At 68.2% G+C, this 18,694-nt stretch carries 19 protein-coding genes; 2 read left to right on the top strand and 17 right to left on the bottom strand.

Going from position 1 to position 18,694, the window contains the following annotated elements; translation table 11 throughout:
- Positions 1 to 50: 50 nt before the first annotated feature.
- From madC to ABIA65_RS05915, 13 genes are all read right to left on the bottom strand, one after another.
- Positions 51 to 1,553 (bottom strand): MadC family VWA domain-containing protein, encoded by a 1,503-nt coding sequence (gene madC / locus ABIA65_RS05975; RefSeq protein ID WP_354522937.1) that lies wholly within the window; start codon positions 1,551 to 1,553, stop codon positions 51 to 53.
- On the bottom strand, positions 1,546 to 2,634 hold the full coding sequence (locus ABIA65_RS05970) for a MadB family AAA-type ATPase (RefSeq protein WP_241402696.1): 1,089 nt from the start codon (positions 2,632 to 2,634) through the stop codon (positions 1,546 to 1,548). The genes madC and ABIA65_RS05970 overlap by 8 nt, the downstream gene beginning before the upstream one ends.
- Positions 2,612 to 3,883 carry an NDMA-dependent methanol dehydrogenase gene (gene mdo, locus ABIA65_RS05965; protein ID WP_241402695.1) on the bottom strand — a complete coding sequence of 424 codons (1,272 nt, stop codon included), beginning with the start codon at positions 3,881 to 3,883 and terminating at the stop codon, positions 2,612 to 2,614. Before mdo ends, ABIA65_RS05970 begins: the two co-directional genes overlap by 23 nt.
- 148 nt (positions 3,884 to 4,031) lie before the next feature.
- Positions 4,032 to 5,135: an ergothioneine biosynthesis PLP-dependent enzyme EgtE gene (gene egtE, locus ABIA65_RS05960; protein ID WP_354522936.1), complete on the bottom strand. Its 1,104-nt coding sequence runs from the start codon at positions 5,133 to 5,135 to the stop codon at positions 4,032 to 4,034.
- Positions 5,135 to 6,100, bottom strand: coding sequence for an L-histidine N(alpha)-methyltransferase (egtD, locus tag ABIA65_RS05955; protein ID WP_354522935.1), 966 nt, complete (start codon positions 6,098 to 6,100; stop codon positions 5,135 to 5,137). The genes egtE and egtD overlap by 1 nt, the downstream gene beginning before the upstream one ends.
- Positions 6,097 to 6,789: an ergothioneine biosynthesis protein EgtC gene (gene egtC / locus ABIA65_RS05950; RefSeq protein WP_354523104.1), complete on the bottom strand. Its 693-nt coding sequence runs from the start codon at positions 6,787 to 6,789 to the stop codon at positions 6,097 to 6,099. Before egtC ends, egtD begins: the two co-directional genes overlap by 4 nt.
- A complete protein-coding gene (gene egtB, locus ABIA65_RS05945; protein WP_241402692.1) occupies positions 6,789 to 8,114 on the bottom strand; it encodes an ergothioneine biosynthesis protein EgtB in 1,326 nt (441 codons plus the stop codon). Before egtB ends, egtC begins: the two co-directional genes overlap by 1 nt.
- Positions 8,111 to 9,391 (bottom strand): ergothioneine biosynthesis glutamate--cysteine ligase EgtA, encoded by a 1,281-nt coding sequence (egtA, locus tag ABIA65_RS05940; protein WP_354522934.1) that lies wholly within the window; start codon positions 9,389 to 9,391, stop codon positions 8,111 to 8,113. Before egtA ends, egtB begins: the two co-directional genes overlap by 4 nt.
- A 137-nt stretch (positions 9,392 to 9,528) precedes the next feature.
- A complete protein-coding gene (locus ABIA65_RS05935) occupies positions 9,529 to 10,173 on the bottom strand; it encodes a sensor domain-containing protein (protein WP_354522933.1) in 645 nt (214 codons plus the stop codon).
- A 2-nt stretch (positions 10,174 to 10,175) separates the two neighbouring features.
- The gene (locus ABIA65_RS05930) at positions 10,176 to 10,604 is read right to left on the bottom strand and encodes an organic hydroperoxide resistance protein (RefSeq protein ID WP_241402689.1); all 429 of its coding nucleotides are present in this window, start codon (positions 10,602 to 10,604) and stop codon (positions 10,176 to 10,178) included.
- A gap of 40 nt (positions 10,605 to 10,644) precedes the next feature.
- The gene (locus tag ABIA65_RS05925) at positions 10,645 to 11,184 is read right to left on the bottom strand and encodes a hypothetical protein (RefSeq protein ID WP_354522932.1); all 540 of its coding nucleotides are present in this window, start codon (positions 11,182 to 11,184) and stop codon (positions 10,645 to 10,647) included.
- Between the two features lie 208 nt (positions 11,185 to 11,392).
- Complete coding sequence (locus ABIA65_RS05920) at positions 11,393 to 12,844, bottom strand: catalase (protein ID WP_354522931.1); 1,452 nt, start codon at positions 12,842 to 12,844, stop codon at positions 11,393 to 11,395.
- 124 nt (positions 12,845 to 12,968) lie between these two features.
- Complete coding sequence (locus ABIA65_RS05915) at positions 12,969 to 13,448, bottom strand: hypothetical protein (RefSeq protein ID WP_354522930.1); 480 nt, start codon at positions 13,446 to 13,448, stop codon at positions 12,969 to 12,971.
- A 167-nt stretch (positions 13,449 to 13,615) separates the two neighbouring features.
- Here ABIA65_RS05915 and ABIA65_RS05910 point away from each other — a divergent pair, with 167 nt between their 5' ends.
- Positions 13,616 to 13,789 (top strand): CsbD family protein, encoded by a 174-nt coding sequence (locus ABIA65_RS05910; protein WP_241402685.1) that lies wholly within the window; start codon positions 13,616 to 13,618, stop codon positions 13,787 to 13,789.
- 51 nt (positions 13,790 to 13,840) lie between these two features.
- Here the strand turns inward: ABIA65_RS05910 and ABIA65_RS05905 are convergent, their stop codons facing one another.
- Genes ABIA65_RS05905 through ABIA65_RS05895 form a run of 3 tightly spaced genes read right to left on the bottom strand, consistent with a single transcriptional unit; the run spans position 13,841 to position 17,347 of the window.
- A complete protein-coding gene (locus tag ABIA65_RS05905) occupies positions 13,841 to 14,971 on the bottom strand; it encodes a DUF4185 domain-containing protein (RefSeq protein ID WP_354522929.1) in 1,131 nt (376 codons plus the stop codon).
- Positions 14,972 to 15,014: 43 nt separating this feature from the next.
- Positions 15,015 to 16,049 carry an aspartate-semialdehyde dehydrogenase gene (locus ABIA65_RS05900; RefSeq protein ID WP_241402683.1) on the bottom strand — a complete coding sequence of 345 codons (1,035 nt, stop codon included), beginning with the start codon at positions 16,047 to 16,049 and terminating at the stop codon, positions 15,015 to 15,017.
- Between the two features lie 32 nt (positions 16,050 to 16,081).
- Positions 16,082 to 17,347, bottom strand: coding sequence for an aspartate kinase (locus tag ABIA65_RS05895; protein ID WP_241402682.1), 1,266 nt, complete (start codon positions 17,345 to 17,347; stop codon positions 16,082 to 16,084).
- Positions 17,348 to 17,465: 118 nt separating this feature from the next.
- On the opposite strand from ABIA65_RS05895, the gene ABIA65_RS05890 reads away from it, so the two are divergent.
- A complete protein-coding gene (locus ABIA65_RS05890; protein WP_241402681.1) occupies positions 17,466 to 18,128 on the top strand; it encodes a nitroreductase family protein in 663 nt (220 codons plus the stop codon).
- Here the strand turns inward: ABIA65_RS05890 and ABIA65_RS05885 are convergent.
- A complete protein-coding gene (locus ABIA65_RS05885) occupies positions 18,097 to 18,564 on the bottom strand; it encodes a hypothetical protein (RefSeq protein ID WP_241402680.1) in 468 nt (155 codons plus the stop codon). The genes ABIA65_RS05890 and ABIA65_RS05885 overlap by 32 nt on opposite strands.
- Between the last annotated feature and the right edge of the window lie 130 nt (positions 18,565 to 18,694).

Genomic DNA, 18,694 nt, shown 5'->3' with positions numbered 1-18,694 from the left:
ATGCAGACGGGCAGGTCACCCACCTGCCCGATCGGGTAGGTCAGTCCGCCCTAGGACAGGGCGTGAGCGAGTTCACCGGCCCGTGCGGCGAGCTGCGCGGCATCGCGGGCGACGAACACCTCGTCACACACCTGCGCGTAGTCCGGCATCGCACACGTGGCCTGCGACCAGTACCGATCAGGCTCCGGGGTGATCCACGCCAGGCGGTGAACGCGGCGACGCAGGGTCTTGAGCCGTTCGACGTGGGGCGGCAACCCGCCCGAGCGCCCGTCGCCCACCACCAGTACCGCGGTGCGCGAGTCGAGGGCGTCGGCGTGCCCGGTCAGCATGTCCTCGAGCATGCGGCCGTAGTCGCTGCTGGCCTCGAGATCCAGCCTCGCGTCGGCCAGCACTGCCGCCAGGACGTCGTCACCGCCGCTGCGCAGCAGCGTCTCGGTGACGTCAACGGCCCGGTCGACGAAGGCCACCACCCGACAGCGATCCGCCCGCCGGTGCATGGCCTGGGCCAGCCGCAGGGTGAACGCGGTGACCGGTCGCACGGACAGTGACACGTCGGCGATGACGAGCAACCGGACGCGGTCGGGTCGTGGCGTGCGCATCACAAGCCGGAACGGCACGCCGTCGGTGCGCTGACTGGCTCGCGTGGTGCGGCGCATGTCCAGCCGGCCGCGGCCGAACTCCCTGGGTCGCGGTCGCGGCGCTCCTCGCATCCGGCGAAGCACCTCGTGACAGGCGAGATCGACATCGGCCGCCGGGGCCGATGCAGTGCTGCGTTCGGCCGTCTCGGGCTTCGCGGCCAACCCCGCGCGGCCCGCCAACGCGGTGACGAACTCCTCGACGGCGCGGGTGAGCCGGGCCAACTGCTCGGCGGTGAGCCGCTCGGTGCTGTCGTCACCGCCGTAGGTGCGGTTCGGGTCGTAGGCGTCCAGCCACGCCAGGATCGAGTCCGGGTCGTCGAAACTCAGTGTCCCGGCCACCACCGGCCCCACCGAGTCGGCGAGGTCGCCGACAACGGTGGAGCCGGCCCGGTCCACCTCCACGGTGTAGCGGACGCCGCGGCGACCCTCATCTGTCTGGGCAGACACGGTGAGTTCGTTATCCGCTCCCGACACGCTGATGTCGTCGTCGTCCTTGTGCGGGTTGAAGCCCTTCACGGCGTCTGGGGCGTCGAAGAACTCACCGACCTCGGCAGCCCGCTCGTTGTACTCGGCGTAACGACCGATCTCCTGATCCTCGGCGATATCGAGTTCCTCGGGCAGCCCCGCAGCGGTGTGCGCCCGACCGGCGGCGCCTATATCGGAGGCTGCGGACGCGGCGGCCCGGTCACCGAACATCGCCTCGAAGGCGCGGTCGAAACCCGGCTGCTCCCTGGCGTACTTAGCGCAGGTGGCCCGCAGCGCCGCCCGCAACGCGGCCCGGTCGCGTGTGCCGATAAGCCCGAAAACCCTGCGGACCTCGATCATCTCGGCTGGCGACGTCGCGACACCCGCGACCCGCAGCAACCTGCCGAACGCGGCCGCGACCACGTCCAGGAGGTCACTGGGGTCAAGCACGGCGGAGCCCGCCGCCACGCCCGCGGAACGCCGAGGTCGTGGTGTTGGCAGGCCGGGACGCGACTGTGGCGCGTTCCTGGGCGGGCTCGGACACGGCCGCCGGGGACGGCACCGAGGCGAAGTGCCCGAGCGCGATGTCCCGGTCACTCGTGAACTTGACCAGCGCCGACATCAGCACATCGCGCCCCCTCTCGTCGGACACCCCGTTGCGGCGCAGGATGCTTGCGGCGCGGGCGGCGTCGACCACCTCCGATATCGAGGGACCCTTGCGCAGTGGCAGATCGCGCAGCGTACTGGCCAGCTCGACGACATCGGTGACAACGTCCTGTTCTACGTGCGGTGCACGCACCGACACGATCTCGCGTTCGCGGTCCACCGACGGGAATCCGACGTGGAAGTGCAGGCAGCGCCGCTTCAGCGCCGCCGACAGCTCGCGGGTGTCATTTGACGTCAACACCACCCACGGTATGGACCGCGCGGTGAACGTGCCGATCTCGGGGATGGTGACCTGACGCTCGGCAAGCACCTCGAGCAGCAGTGCCTCCATCGCCTCCTCAGTGCGGTCCACCTCGTCGACCAGGAGCACCACCGGTTCCTCGGAGCGCACCGCGTCCAGCAGCGGGCGCGCGGAGAGGAAGTCCTCGGTGTACAGCCCGAAGTCGCGCGCCGCCAGGAAGCGCGATGCCTCGTCGAGATCAGTTAGGTGCGAGGTGGATTCGGTGATCCGGTCCCGCAACATCTGCACGTGCAGGAGTTGCTTGGCGTAGTCCCACTCATAGAGGACGCGGTTGTCGTCCAGGCCCTCGTAGCACTGCAGCCGGACCAGGCGCCGCCCCGCCGCCGCGGCGAGCGCCTTGGCCAGTTCGGTCTTGCCGACGCCGGCCGGCCCCTCCAGGAGAAGGGGCCGATCCAGCGCGGTCGCGAGGTGGACGACCGTCGCCAGATCATCGTCGGCGATGTAGCCCTGGTCGCGCAGCGCCGCACCGAGGTCCTCAGCGTCGGCGAATAGCCGGGTGGGGGCGCGACCGACGAGGGATCGGTCGCGTCCCCCCCGGGGCTCAGTAGGACTCGTTGATCGCATGCCCCACAACCGGAATCATCGAGTTGACCGTGACCTCACGGGGGTTGCCCGGCGTGCACCAGTCACCCTGGATGTGCTCGGAGATGGCCAGCACGGTCTTGTCGTCACCCTTGATGACCTCGCCACGACCGGCGTACTTCCCGGTGTTCATCCGGTTCTTGTCGTAGGAGTCGGTACGCACCTGGCCGAAGTTGTCCGGGATGCCGACGTCCTGCGACAGCCGGATAGCCGCCTCGACGGCGGCGTCGGCCGCCTGCACGGTGGTCATGTTGCGCGTGTCGACGCCCATCGCTGAAGCCAGTTGCGCGTATCGCTCGAAGCGAGCGGGCAGGTTGTACTCCCAGACCCGTGGCAGCGCGATCGCGTTGTTCAGGCCGTGGTGACTGTCGAAGAATGCGCTGACGGCGTGGCTGATCGAGTGCACGATGCCCAGACCGCCGGAGTTGAACGCCTGACCGGCGATGTACTGCGCGTTCATCATGCCCTCGCGGGCCTTGAGGTTCTTCGGCTCGAACACCGCCTCGCGCAGGTGCTTGGCGACGAGTTCGACCGAGTACAAGGCATTTCCGAGCGACGGAGCGAAGTCCAGCCGGGACACGTACGGCTCACTGCCGTGGGCCAGCACGTCGAACCCGCAGTAGGCGGTGAAGTGCTGCGGGCAGGTGTAGTAGAGCAGTGGGTCGTCGACCGCCAACGTGACGATCGTCGCCTCGTCGAAGCCCACCCACTTGTGCGGGTGATCCATGTCGGAGGTGTCGGTGATGACATAGGCCCACGATGTCTCCGAACCCGTTCCGGCCGTGGTCGATACGGCGATGTGCGGCGGGTTCTGCTTGTTGGTGGACTTGGCGAAGCCCTCAAACTCGTTGATGTTGCGGCCGTCGTGGGCGATCACCACGCGGGCGCCCTTCGCGGCGTCATGACTGGAACCACCGCCGATGGAGATGATGCTGTCGCACTTTTCCTGCTGATAGAGGGCGGCGGCCTCCATGACGTTGTAGTCCTTGGGGTTGGACTCGACCTTGTCGTAGAGGACGACCTCGACGCCCTGGTACTCAATCTTGCCGGTGAGTTCCTCAATGATGCCCGACCCGCGCAGGCCGGTGGTCATCAGCAAGGTGCGCTTGAAGCCGAGGTTCTTGGCTTCGACACCGATAATATCGTGGGCGCCGACGCCGAGCAGAGCGCGTGGAAACGGATGAAACTCCTTGATCGGGAATTCCCAAATCTGATTCAGCTCAATGGCCATTGGATCGATCTCCCGTGTTCGGTTGGGTTACCGAGACCACGGTGGACCCGCTGTGGTGGTGGTCACAACGGTTCGCCGCCGTTACCGACCGACCGGATCACCAGAACCGTCCGATCGGGCAGGCCCGGGCGCGGTGTCGCGCCCGCCGCTAGGACAGGGCGGTCAGCGCCGCCGCGAACACCTCGAGATCGTCGGTCGTGACGTCGACGTGTGGCGACACCCGCAGTGCCGGGCCCGTCATCTCTTTCGGCGCGCGCTCCACACCGGCGTAGGTGGTGACGATGCGGTGCTCGGCGATCAGCCGCGCCCGCACGGCCTGCGGATCGACGCCGTCGGGTGGGATCAGCGTGGTGATCGCGCTGGGTTCCTCAATCGGTTCGACGACCTGCCAGCCCGCCACATCGGACAGTGCCACCCGGGTGGTCGCACCGACCTCGGCCAGTCGGGCACGCACATGCGCCGGGCCGGCTTCCACGTGTTCACCCAGCGCGATCGAGAGTCCCACCTGCGCAGCGACATTCACCTCGGCGTGCGCCATGCGCGCCAACACCCCCTCAGAGAGCAGCCCCGGCCGGGCGGCCAACCAGCCGAGCCCGCGCGGACCCGCCGTCCACTTGCGCGACGAGGAGTACATCGCGTCGGCCCCGACGTCAGCACAGTCGACGTGCGCGAAGGCCTGCGCGGCGTCGACGACAAGTGGTAGACCTGCGGCACGGCAGACCGCGCCGAGGGCGGCTGCGGGCTGCACGATCCCCTTGTGGCTACCCAGCGTGGTGAGATGAACCAGCGCAGGGGGATCCGCGGCCAGCGCGGCCGCTACCGCGCCAACGTCCAGCCGCCCGGAGCCGTCGACCGGCAGCGCCCGCACGTCGAAACCGTGTCGCGCCATGATCAGCAGGTTGGGCCCGTACTCGCCGGGCAGGCAGGCCAGCGTGCGCTCGCCCCGCCAGTCGCCGAGCAGAATGTCGAGGGCGTGATTCGAGCCCGTGGTGAAGTTGACGTCGGTGAGGGCGAAGCCGGTCAACGCGCCGACAGCGGCGCGACCCGCGTCGAGCACAGGGGCGGCGGCCTCGGCCGCGACGTAGCCGCCGACCTCCGCCTCGTGCCGGGCGTGCGCGGCGGCCGCCTCGATGGCGGCCAGACTCTGCCGTGAGCACGCCGCGCTGTCCAGGTGCACCCCGGCCACGGGCGGCCTAGCGGCACGCCACGTCTGCACGAGGGTCGGCTCCGTGGACGTCGGCCGTGACGCCATCACAGTGCCGACAGCGACAGGCCGAAGTCGCCCGCGGGGTCGGTCCACCAGTGGGTACGACGCAGCCCGGCCGCCGCCAACTCGGCCTCCACACCCTCGGGCCGGAACTTGGAGGACACCTCGGTCAGCATCTCCTCCCCTGCGGCGAAATCGACCGTGAGATCCACTGCGCCAACCTGTACGCGCTGCGCGGTGCGGGCGCGCAGCCACATCTCGATTCGCTCGTCGTCAGCGTTCCACCGGGCGACATGTTCGAAGGCGGCCAGGTCGAAGTCGGCGTCCAACTCGCGGTTGACCACCGCCAGCACGTTGAGGTTGAACCTGGCCGTGACGCCGGCCGCGTCGTCATAGGCCCTGACCAATCTCTCGGTGTCCTTGACCAGGTCGGTACCCAGCAGCAGCGCGTCACCGGGTGCGAGAGTCCGTGCCAGCGCAGCGAGGAACTCCGCGCGCGGGCCTGGAGTCAGGTTGCCGATGGTCGACCCGAGGAACACGACCAGTCGACGGCCGCCGGTCGGGATCTTCTCGAGGTGCTCCTCGAAGTCACCGCACACCGCATCAACCTCCACCCCGGGGTACTCGGCGCCGATCGCCGCGCCGGCCGCCTCGAGCACACCGGCGTCAACGTCGAACGGGATGAACCTGCGCAGGGATCCGGCCTCGCTCATCGCGTCGAGCAGGATGCGCGTCTTCTCCGACGTGCCGCTGCCGAGTTCCACGAGCGTGTCCGCACCGGAGGCCGCCGCCACGTCGGCCGCGTGGGCCCGCAGGATCTGCGCCTCTGTGCGCGTCGGGTAGTACTCGGGCAGCCGGGTGATCTGGTCGAACAGGTCGCTGCCGACCGAGTCGTAGAACCACTTCGGCGGCAACGACTTCGGGGTCCTCGTGAGCCCGTCGCGAACATCGCGTCGCAGCGCGTTCGCGGCGGAGTCCGCGGCGAGGTAGTTCGACAGGGACAGCGTCATAACGATCCTTTCAAGGGACTCAGCGCGATGTTGGACCCGACGACATCGACGAGGTGCCGGTCCGGGATCTCCTGCCACGCCGGGTCGTCATCGTAGGGTTCGCTGGCAAGCACGACTCCGTCGTCGCGCCGCAGCACCGACAGGGTGTCCCCCCAGGTGGTGGCCAGCATACGGGAACCGTTGGCGGCCAATATATTCAGTCGAGCATTGGGATCGGCGGCACCGACCTCGACCACGGTGTCGCCCAGCGAGTCGAGACCGCGCTCGAAGATCAGCGCGGCGAGTAGAGCGCTGTCGACGGTGGACTCGGCGGTGGCTGAGGCCGGCAGCACTGACCGGTCGACGACGCCGTTGTGCGACAGCAGCCAGGCGCCGTCGCTGAACGGGGCCGACGCCGACGCCTCGATGGGCATGCCGACAGTCGCCGAGCGAACCGCGGCGACGATGCACTCGCTGCGCAGCGCCGGGGCCACCGACGCGAACGAGGTGTCACCCCACAGCGGTGCCGCACTGCGCCAGCGGCGCGCCGTTCCGTGATCGAAGAAGCCCACCCCCCAACCGTCGGCGTTCATCAGGCCGTTCTTCTGACGACGTGGCGAATACGACTGCACCAGAAGGCCGTACGGCTGATCGAGAACCAGCGACGCCACGGACGCGGAATGGCCGAGCCAACCGAGGTGACGGCACATCAGGCGGCGTCCCACGCCAAGCGGACACCGCAGAATATCTGCCGGCGAATCGGGTGATCCCAGTTGCGGAAGCTGGGCCGCACGATGCCCGCCCCGACCGACCACGCGCCGCCGCGCAGCACCCGATACTCGCCGCCGCCTGCGCCGTCGAAGAAGGGTTGCGAGTACCGGTCGTAGATCATCGGCGTGAAGTTGGGCCACGGCCGCAGCGTCGAGGATGTCCACTCCCACACGTCGCCGAGCATCTGCTCCGCGCCGTACGCCGAGGCGCCGGCGGGGTAGGCGCCGACAGGTGCGGGGCGAAGCGCGTCGCCACCGAGGTTCGCCAGTTGCGCGGTCGGTTCTGAAGCACCCCAGGGGAATCGGCGACGCGTACCGGAGACGGGGTCCCAGGCGGCGGCCTTCTCCCATTCCACCTCGGTGGGCAGCCGGGCACCCGCCCACGCCGCATAGGCCTCCGCCTCGTAGTAGCCGACGTGCTGTACGGGCTCGTCGCCGGGCACGTCCTCGACGTGGCCGAACCGGATGCGCGTGCCCTTGTGCACGCCGTCGTTCCAGAACATCGGCGCCGTCAGATTCGCCTCCCGCCGGTGCGCCCAGCCAGCACTCGACCACCAGCGCGGCTCGCGGTAGCCGCCGTCGTCGATGAACTCCCGCCATTCGGCGTTGGTGACCGGCACGCGCCCGATTCGGAAGGCGGGCACGTCCACGATGTGGGCGGGGCGCTCGTTGTCCAGGGAGTACGGTTCGGTACCGCCGTCGACGCCGAGCAGGAACGGGCCACCGGGGATCAGCACCGACGTCCCGGCAACACCCGCCCGGCCCGCGGGCAACGGTGTGCCCGGGTCCAGGATCGGGGGTCCGGACCGCAGGTTGAGCGCCGCCAGCATGGTCTCGTCGTGCTGGTTCTCGTGGCTGATCACCAGCGCGTACGAGAACGCCGGGTCGGCCATCGAGTCCGTCGGATCGAATGCGTCCCCGGGCAGGGCGTCGAGCGCATCGAGTGCCTTGGCGCGGACGGTCTCGCAGTAGGAGCGCGCGTCGGTGGGCGGCATCAGCGGCAGGTCCACCCGGCTGGCCCGGGAGTGCTCGAACGCGTCGTAGAGCCCCTCGACGGCACGCGGCAGCATGCCCGGCCGGTTGGGATCACCGGCGCGCAGCAGCCAGAGTTCCTCCTGCTGACCGATATGCGCGAGATCCCACACCAGCGGGCTCATCAGTGGGTCGTACTGACGGTGCAGCTCGGCGTCATCGAAGGACACGAGCCGCAGGGTCCGCTCGCGCGCCAGCGTCAGCTCACGCGCGAGCACGTCGCGGGCGGTCATGCCTTCTCCGTCGCCAGTTGCACTACCGCCGTGGCGATTCCGTGGTCGACGACGCGGTCGCAGAAGCGGTCGGCGGGGCTGCGGCCCTGCTCGACCTCGGCGAGCAGGCTCTCCATCGCGGGAACAAGCTCCGCGGGCGCACGCTCGGCGGCGGCAGCCACACATGTGACCGCCGCCTGGCGCAGACGCCGGTCGCCCAGCCCGATCTGCGCAGCCCGATCCCACGCAGTGGCCACCGATTCGGTTGCAGCGGTGGCGATATCAGCTGCCACCGGATCGTCGAGCAGGGTGACGATGGTGAAGACCACCGCCGGCCAGATGTCGTCGGGCAGGCTGTCGAGGTAACGGATCTCCAGGAAGCCGCGGGGCCGCACCGGCGGAAACAGCGTGGTGAGGTGGTAGTCGAGATCGGCCTCGGTCGGTTGGCGGTCACCGAGCCTCGTCGTGCCGTCGGCCCAGTCGGCGAAGGGGACCCACTCGGTGACCGGGATCGCCTCGGGTGTGTGCACCAGCATCACCGGGGCCTTGAGTGCGTAGTGGACCCAGTCATTGACGGGGTCGTCGTCGGTGGTGCCGAGGACGGGACCGCACCGCGCATCGTCGAGTTGGCTCCACACCCGCTGCCGCGCGCTGCGCCAGCCGGTGAACTCGGCGCCCAGCAGTGGCGAGTTCGCGGAGATGGCGATCATCGTCGGGCCCAACGCGTGCGCGAGACGCACCCGATCCACCCAGCCGTCGCGCGGCCCGGCGTCGACGTTCACCTGCACCGAGGCCGTCGACGTCATCATGGCGGCGCCAGCGGCACCGGTGCCGCTGGCGTCGAAGAACTGCTCCATGGCGCGGTAGCGGTCCCCGGGGTTGACCCTGGCCGCGGGCCGCAGCGGATCGGCGCCCAGCAGAACCAGGCCAAGGCCCCGGCGGGCGAAGGCCTCGGCCAGCACGGTGCGGTCGGCGCGCATCGCGGTGATCGCGGCGAGCGGCCCGTCCAGCGGCGGTCCGGACAGTTCGACCGCGCCACCCGGTTCGACGGTGATGGCGCTGCCACCGGGGAGTTTGGGAACCGACGCGATGGCATCGCTCAGTTCCGACCACTCAGGGCGCCGCATCGGATCGGTCAGGTCGAAACAGTGGGCCTCGACCTCGAGGCCGACCTGTCCGACGGGGCCGTCACGCAGGCATGCGCCGCCGATGTGCAGGGCGGCGCTGGCGGCACTGGAGAGTTCCCGGTCAGCGTGCTTGGTGCGCGGCAGACCCCGGCCCGTGTCGGTGGTGGTCATGTCAACCGTCCCCCTCCCGACCGCGGAAACCCGCCCGCCCGCAGCATCCACGCACTCCATCTTGGGAGAGGACACTGACAATGTCGCGCGATATTCCCGTGAACCCCCAAAAAATCGGTCCCGCGGCTGCGTGGCGGCTACTGCCCGAGGCTGTTCTGCATCGCTCCGGCCAGTACGTTCACCGCCGGCCCACCATTGCCAGGTTGACAGACTTTCGCTTGCAGCAGAACGTTCTCGCGCAGCCGGGTCTGAGTGAAGCACCGACGGTCTGTACCCGCTTCCTGCTTCATCCACACGGCGTCGTTGCCGTCGGGAGGACCTCCGGTGAAGGTCCAGACCTCGTTGACGAAATCGTCCATGTGCATCGTGGTGGTCTGGCCCGAACACCCCACGGTTCTGTCGTTGACCCGGCCGAACGCCCGGGTGGCGGCGTCATTCGTGGCGAACACCCCGACGGCCTGTTTGACCATGTGCGTGTCATCGTTGGCGGCGCGCTGAGCGACCGCACCGCTGAACGACGCCAGGTCGGGGTCGGCGTACACATCGGGCAGCCCGATATCGGCCCAGTTGTTGCACACCGGGGTGTCAACCCAGAACCCCTGGAACGGCGCGGTGAACGTCGACTCCCAGCCCATTGGCGCACCGACGATATTGCCGACCGAGCCCTTGCCGAGCACGGCGTACGACACCACCCCGGGGTCCGATGGTCGTGCGCTCGCCGGTGCCGCCAACGCGGCGGCGGCGAACAGGCCCGTCATCGCGGCGATGGCGGCACGACGCATGCTCAGACCTTCGCCGACAGCTTGACGTCGATGTTGCCGCGGGTGGCCTTGGAGTACGGGCACACACCGTGCGCCTTCTGCATGAGATCGTCGGCGGCGCTCTGCTCGAGGCCTGGCAGGTAGCCGATGAGATGGGCGGTGAGGCCGAACCCGCCCTCGGAGTCCTTGCCGAACCCGATCTGCGCGGTGATACCGCTGGCGTCGTCGATGGCGATCTTCTCGGTGCGCGCGACCAGGCGCAGTGCGCCGAGGAAGCACGCGGCGTAGCCCGCCGAGAACAGCAGTTCGGGATTCACGCCCTCGCCGCTGCCGCCCATCTCCTTGGGCGGGCGGGTGTCGAGATCGATCTTCCCGTCGGTGGACTTGACGTGGCCGTCACGGCCTCCGCCCGACGCGGTGGACTCTGCGGTGTAGACGACTTCGATGCTCATGGCTTCGATGATGCCAGTTCCACCCGGTCCCCGAGGCGCGTCAGAAGATCGTCAGCGTGCAGTACGTCCGGGCCGGCGACGGGTAGGGCCAGGCGTACTGGCCGGCGTCCGACGGGCACGCCGCCTGATCGCGCACGTCGAGCCGCTGGGTGACCTGGACGAGCAGGCCCTCCTGGCCACGGTCGGCGCAGTCGGCACGCTGCATGACGCCTATCGGCATGTCGAGCACATAGCAGTGGTTGGCGACCAGGTTGGGCACCAGGCACAGACGCGATGTCGTGGGATCGACGAGATCGCCTGACAGACGCTGGTATTCGTTGCTCGGGCATGCACCGGAGGCATCGGCGGTCGCGCCAACGGTGTAGCTGGCGTCGACGCTGCACGACACCTCGTCGGCGCGCAGGTCGCCGGGCGCATCGGGGGTGCCGACCGGAAGCTGGACGCAGTCACCGACCTCGAACATGCTGACGGCGGCGCGTTCCAGCGGTTCGGGTCGCAACCCGCAGCCGACGACCGTCGCCATCAGGCCCGCCACCACCGCCACCAGCAGCAGCCATCGGCGGTGCCCTATGCGCGTCATGGTTAGCGACGCTCTCACGAATGAGCGCCGCACGCCACAGGAACATCAAAGTTCTCAATGGTCCCACAGACCACATCAGAATTACAGCATTGACATTCGTTGGCGTGTCACAACGCACGCCGTCCTCATCGAAACTGCGGTGAGATCGCACATTTCACGCACAACGCGATCTCCCCGCAGTCTCGGCGGGCGGGTCGGGGCACCGGGGCTAGCCCTTACCGGCGCGCACTCCCTCTTCGACCTTCTTCCCCAGGTCAGCATCCACGTTTCGCCAATACTCGAAGACCCGCGAGAGCACCGGTTCCTTCACGCCGTCGAGCACGTGGCCGATGATGTTGCTGGCCAACCGATCGCGCGCGGCGTCATCGAGGACGTCGCGGACCAGCGTGCCCGGCTGCCCCCAGTCGTCGTCCTCGGCCCGCAGCGTGTACGCCGATCGGACCATGTCCCCGTCGGACACCCAGTGCGCCTCGGCGACGCGCTTCGGGTCCTCCGCCACGGGGCCGCCCATCGAATTCGGCGCGTAGACCGGGTCGGTGGCATTGCGAATCCGCATCGCCCCGTCCTTGGAGTAGGCGTTCACCTCAACCTTGGGCTCGTTGACCGGAATCTGCTTGTAGTTGACGCCGAGTCGGGCGCGGTGGGCGTCGGAGTAGGAGAACCCACGGGCCAGGAGCATCTTGTCCGGGCTCAGTCCGGTGCCCGGCACGATGTTGTTGGGCTCGAAGGCGGCCTGCTCGATCTGCGCGTGATAGTCGACGACGTTGCGGTCCAGCTTCATCGTGCCGACATCGACTAGCGGGTAGTCGGCGTGCGGCCAGATCTTCGTCAGGTCGAACGGGTTGAACCGGTAGGTCTTGGCGTCCTCGAACGGCATGATCTGCATCTTCAGCGTCCACGTGGGGTGGTTTCCCGCCTCGATCGAGTCGTACAGATCGCGCTGGTGGTAGTCACCGTCCTCGCCGGCGATACGGTCGGCGTCCTCCTGGGTGAGGAAGTCGATGCCCTGGTCGGTCTTGAAGTGGTATTTCACCCAGAACATCTCACCGCCGGCGTTGACCCAGCTGTAGGTGTGGCTGGAGTAGCCGTTCATATGCCGCCAGCTCTTCGGGATGCCGCGATCACCCATCAGATAGGTGACCTGGTGCGCCGACTCCGGCGACAGCGTCCAGAAGTCCCACTGCATGTTGTGATCGCGAAGGTTGTTGGCGGCCATGCGTTTCTGCGATCGGATGAAGTTCTGGAACTTCATCGGGTCACGCACGAAGAACACCGGCGTGTTGTTGCCGACCATGTCGAAGTTGCCCTCGGACGTGTAGAACTTCAGCGCGAACCCGCGCGGATCGCGCCACGTGTCTGGGCTGCCACGCTCGCCGGCGACGGTGGAGAACCGAGCGACCATCTCGGTCTTGGTGCCGGGTTGGAACACTGCGGCCTTGGTGTACTGACTGACGTCGTTGGTCACCTCGAACGTGCCGAACGCGCCGCCGCCCTTGGCGTGAGGCTGACGCTCCGGAATGCGTTCCCGGTTGAAGTTGGCCATCTGCTCGATCAGGTAGTGGTCCTGGAGCAGGATCGGTCCGTCCGGGCCGACCGATAGCGAATGCTCGACGCTGGGTACGGCGGCGCCACCATCCGTCGTCGCGATCTTCTCGGTCATCACTCATCTCCTCTGCCGCGGCCGTTGGGCTGGGCCGCGCCCACTGGGGTACCCGCGTTTGGGCGCGGATATCCCAGTGGGCGCGTCAGGATTCGAGTCGCGCCGCGATGCGGCGCAGTCGCGCCTAGCGCGGCGGCGTGGGGTTCATCGAGGACGGCCCCTGGCTCGACTGACCGGATCCGTCACCGAAGGGGCCACCCGGGCCCATGGTGCCGCCGGGACCACCCGGGAAGACGAAGCCCGGCCCGGGACGCACCATCGGACCCATCGGACCCATCTGGAACATCGGGGGCGGACCCTGCCGGTGCTCCATCGAGCCGTCGCGGTCGCCACCACCGCGGTGATGTCCACCACCGGAGTGCGCGCCGAGCACGAAACCGGTACCGAAGATGACGGTGACGATGAAGACGACGCCCGCGACGATGCCCACCCACGCGGCGACCTGGTTGAGCCGGCTCGACCTGCGGGGTTCGGGCGGGTACGGGCCGACACTGGCCGGTGCGGGCGCGAACTGCGGCGGCGGGGCCTCCTGGGGCGTGATCGGCCCGGTCGCGGGTTCGGAGGACGGCGGGGTCGACGGCGCAGGGGGTGGGGTTTCGCTCATTCCTCGATCGTGACCCCGCTCGCAATGCGTTGGTGAAGAACAGGCTATGAATCCGCTGTGAGAGTCCGACTGTGAGTTGACCCGCAAGGGGTTTGGCGTGGCCGTGCCGTGGTACTCCGCCCAAGTGTCCGGTCAACGGACCGGACGGATAGCCAATAGGAGTCAGTATGAGCTTTGTGGACAAGGCCAAGAACAAGGTCGAGGACCTCGGCGGCCAGGCCAAGGAAGCGGCCGGCAAGGCCTCCAACGACAAGAGCACCGAGAACGAGGGCAAGGCCGACCAGGTCAAGGCCAATCTCAAGGATGCGGGCGAGAAGGTCAAGGACGCCTTCAAGAAGTAGGCCTTCAGCCGACTCGGCCCGTCACCTCGGTGGCGGGCCGAGTCGCTGCACCTAGGGCTTGAGCGGATTCACCGCGAACTGGATGACGCGATATGGCGCGTTGTCACCCCGGGGCAGGGTGTTCCACTGACTGACGAACACCCGCACCTCATCGATGGTGGAGCCCGGCGAGATGTACCCGCCGTAGGGCTGGGCGAGCCGGTTGTCGTGTGGCGGGGGCAGATCATCGGGTCGGTCGGGCCAGTCCGCGGCGAAGACCACCGTGGTCACCGGCGCGGTGCCCAGTCCCGTCGGGTGGGCGGCCACCCGCACCTCCATGTTTCCGGTGGTCGCGTTGAAGTACGACAGGACCGCCTTGCCATCGATCTGGCGCACGCTCATCTCGCCGACGGCGTCATTCCACAACGGTGTCGGAGCCTTACCCCAACCGCCGTCAGGCCCGGGTAGCCCCGACCAGGCCTGCCAGGTGCTCCTATCGGTGAAGTGCTGCGGTGTCACGCGGTACAGCTCGACCGGTCCGCTGCGGTCGAAGTCGTTGGCCACGATGAAGACCCACCCGCTGGGCGAGTCGGGTGTGGGGATGGGGTCGTAGTACCCGCTGATCTGGGACTGCCTGCCCCCTGCGTATTCCGCGGGACGCTCCGACTTCGGCACCGTCGGCCAATTCCCCTGCGCTGCATTGGCCTTCACCAGTCGCGACGTCGCGGGCACCAGGCTCTTGGTGGTCGTGACGAGCATGTAGTTCTCGCGGTTGATCTGGACGACGCCCGCGGGCAGTTGCGACGAACCCGGCGGCGTGGGGTCAGCCAGCAGTGGTTTGTACACGCCGGTCACCCCGTCGTAGCGCACCCCGCCCGGGTCCCCGATGGAATCGGTGTCGACATGCAGGGCGATCGGCGAGTACCAGCCGCCGAAGCCGACACCCTGGCCCGCGAAACTGTCACCACACACCTGCAGTATCCCGCTCGGAAACTCCATGAACTCGCACAGGTCGGTCGCGCCGATACCGTAATCCCTTGTCGGCGTTCCTGTTCCAGCCGCCGGACCGATCCGGATCGCCTGCCCAGGCGCCAGCGGCCCCAGCACGGGGCCCGGCACCGGGGCCGGTGGATCCGCGTGGACCGGCGCGGCGACCGCCAAGGCCAACACCGAGATCGACGAAATGGCGAGGCCTACCCGCATTTTCCCGCCAGAACGTCGATTTCGGCGCACAGCGTGGCGGGTGTCAGAGCTGAGCGGCGAGCAGTTCGGCGATCTGAATGGTGTTGAGCGCAGCGCCCTTGCGGAGGTTGTCCCCCGAGACGAACAGCGCCAATCCGCGGCCGCCGGGCACGCCCTCATCCTGCCGAATCCGGCCCACCAGTGAGTCATCCGCACCGGCGGCGGCCAGCGGTGTTGGCACGTCGACCAGCTTCACGCCCGCCGCATCGGCCAGCACCTCCCGCGCCCGCGCAGCCGAAATCGGCCGGGCGAACTCGGCGTTGATCGACAACGAGTGCCCGGTGAAAACCGGCACCCGCACGCACGTTCCGCTCACCAGCAGGTCGGGGATGCCCAGGATCTTGCGGCTCTCGTTGCGCAGCTTCTGATCCTCGTCGGTCTCCCCCGAGCCGTCGTCGACCAGCGAGCCGGCCAGCGGCACCACGTTGAAGGCGATGGGAGCGACGTAGTTCACCGGCGCGGGGTAGGTCAGCGCGCCACCGTCATGCACCAACTCCTCGACACCGTCGATGACCGCGCGCGCCTGGGTGGCCAACTCCTCCACACCGGCCAGACCCGTACCGGACACCGCCTGGTAACTCGACACGATCAACCGCGTCAGGCCGGCCTCGTCGTGCAGCGGCTTGAGCACCGGCATCGCCGCCATGGTGGTGCAGTTCGGGTTGGCGATGATGCCCTTGGGACGCGTTGCCGCGTCACGCGCGAAGTTCACCTCGGACACCACCAGCGGCACATCGGGGTCCTTGCGCCACGCCGACGAGTTGTCGACGACCACCGCACCGGCGGCAGCGAAGCGCGGCGCCTGTACCCGCGACATCGTCGCGCCCGCCGAGAACAACGCGATGTCCAGGCCAGAAGGATCGGCCGTCGCGGCGTCCTCGACCTCGATCTCCTGGCCGCGGAAGGTCAGCTTCTTGCCCTGCGAGCGCGCCGAAGCGAAGAACCGCACCGAGGTCGACGGAAAGTCGCGTTCCTCCAGCAGCTTTCGCATCACCTGGCCGACCTGGCCGGTTGCACCCACTACGCCGATCGAAACCATCTATAAATCCCGTCGCTTCGCTCGCCCCATGACTAGATACCGCTTCCCGCGTACACGACCGCCTCTTCCTCACCACCGAGCCCGAAGGCCTCGTGCAGTGCCGCGACGGCCTTGTCCAACTCCGTGTCCTTGACCAGCACCGAGATTCGGATCTCCGATGTCGAGATCAGATCGATGTTGACGCCGACCGCGGCCAGCGTCTCGCAGAACGTGGCGGTGACGCCGGGGTGGCTGCGCATGCCGGCGCCGACCAACGACACCTTGCCGATGTGGTCGTCGTAGAGCACGGCGGTGAAGCCGATGGCGTCCTTGAGGGCGGTGAGCTTCTCGACCGCACCCGGCCCGCTCTCGCGTGAACAGGTGAAGGTGATGTCGGTCTTGCCGTCCTCAACCTTGGAGATGTTCTGCAGCACCATGTCGATGTTGACATCGGCATCGGCGACCGCGCGGAACACCTGCGCGGCGTAACCGGGAACGTCGGGCAGACCGACGACGGTCACCTTCGCCTCGCCGCGGTCATGGGCTACCCCGGTGAGAATGGCGTCTTCCATGGGGATGTCCTCCATCGATCCTTTTACGAGCGTGCCCGGCTTGTCGGAGTACGACGACCGGACGTGAATCGGAACGTCGTAGCGGCGGGCGTATTCCACGCAGCGCAGCATCAGCACCTTGGCGCCTGCCGCGGCCATTTCGAGCATCTCCTCGAAGCTGACGGTGTCCAGCTGCCGCGCGTTGGGCACGATGCGCGGGTCGGCGGTGAAGATGCCGTCGACGTCGGTGTAGATCTCGCACACGTCGGCGCCCAGGGCGGCGGCCAGTGCCACGGCGGTGGTGTCCGATCCGCCGCGACCCAGCGTCGTGACGTCCTTGCTGTCCTGGCTCACGCCCTGGAAGCCGGCGACCAGCACGATCAGGCCCTCGTCAAGAGCCTCGCGCAGCCTGCCGGGTGTGACGTCGATGATCTTGGCGTTGCCGTGGGTGCCGGTGGTGACCACGCCTGCCTGCGAGCCGGTGAACGACCGCGCCTCGGCACCGAGCGACGAGATGGCCATCGCAACCAGGGCGTTGGAGATCCGCTCACCAGCGGTGAGCAGCATGTCCATCTCGCGGGCGGGTGGGGCGGGGTTGACCTGGCGGGCCAGGTCGAGCAGGTCGTCGGTGGTGTCACCCATCGCGGAGACCACCACGACGACGTCGTTGCCGGCCTTCTTGGTTTCGACGATGCGCTCAGCGACGCGCCGAATCCGATCGGCGTCGGCCACCGAGGATCCGCCGTACTTCTGGACGACGAGCGCCACTGTCCAGCCTCTCTGGGCGTTCCGGTTTGACCCGGTCGGGTCCCTCCAAGAATAGGGGGTCTGCGCACCTGGTTTCTCGTCACCTCCTGCCGAGGTCACGCCGGTAGCGTGGGATCGCGTGAGCAAGCGAGCGACCCAGCGCCCCGCCGACCGGCTGGCCGACACACGGGTGCCCATCCATCCGGACGTCGCGGCCCGGTGGAGTCCACGGGCGTTCGACCCCGATTCCACCGTCTCAGCAGCTCAGATCACGGCGCTCGTGGAGGCGGCGCGGTGGGCGGCGACGTGGGGACACCGGCAACCGGTGCGCTTCGTGATCGGGTTGCGGACCGGAACGGGTGGAGGACAGATCGAGCCCGATGAGACGTTCACCTCACTGGCCGCGACGCTGAAGCGGGGTAACTCGTATGCGCACGCGGCGAGCGCACTGATCCTGGTGTGCGCCGATCAGGGACCCGACGAGAGGACCGCCCTGTACTCGGCGGTCGACGCCGGCGCCGCGATCGCGAACCTCACCATCGAGGCGGTGTCGCGGGATCTGATCGCCCATCCGATGGCGGGGTTCGACGTCGACGCCGCGCGGTCGGCGTTCGGCATCCCCGACGACGTGCGACCGATCGCTGTCGTCGCGGTCGGCGTGCTGGGTGACTACGCCACCGCGGCCCCCGAGATCGTCGAGCGGGACTCCCGTCCCCGCGAGCGACTACCGCTCGATCAGATCGCGTTCACCGGCCGCTGGGGCGCGGCGTTCACGCCGGGCACACCGCCGCCAGCTGGCTGATCTCCGCCTCGTACTGATCGTTGAACGCGGTGACCATCATCCCCGCGGCCTGCCGTGGCGGACTTCCCGGAGCGCTGGTCTGGGAGTTGTAGCTGATCTTGGCGTCGACCAGGCGCTTGGCCGTCTTCGCCAGCTCCTGCGCCTGGTCCGCGAGCCCTTCCGCGGTCACCTTGGCGGCACGATCGGACAGGCCATCCGACCAGGCTAGGTAGTCGAGGTCACTGGGCTCGGTCGCGGCCTCATAGGACCCCTCCTCGGGGACGTGAGTCTTGGCGTTGAGCGCGTTGATCTGAGTCTCATTGAACGACAGCAGCTCTCTCACCGGCGCACAGTCCGCCGATGATCGCTGGTCCCGGAAGAACACCCACCAGATGCCGCCACCGACGAGAACGGCCACCAACACCACCACCGTTGTCAGGGGCTTGATTCGTCTCACCACACGATGCTGGCACAGGTTCGGCGCGTACCCGCACGTGGGAGGTTCCCATCAACTTCGCACGGTCCCGTTACGTGGTCGAAACCCGAGAACACCGTCCACGTAACAGAAACATCGGTTACTGCCAGTG

Source organism: Mycolicibacterium sp. 624 (assembly GCF_040548615.1).
In the GTDB taxonomy this organism is placed as follows: domain Bacteria; phylum Actinomycetota; class Actinomycetes; order Mycobacteriales; family Mycobacteriaceae; genus Mycobacterium.
This window is presented reverse-complemented; position numbering and strand designations above follow the sequence as displayed.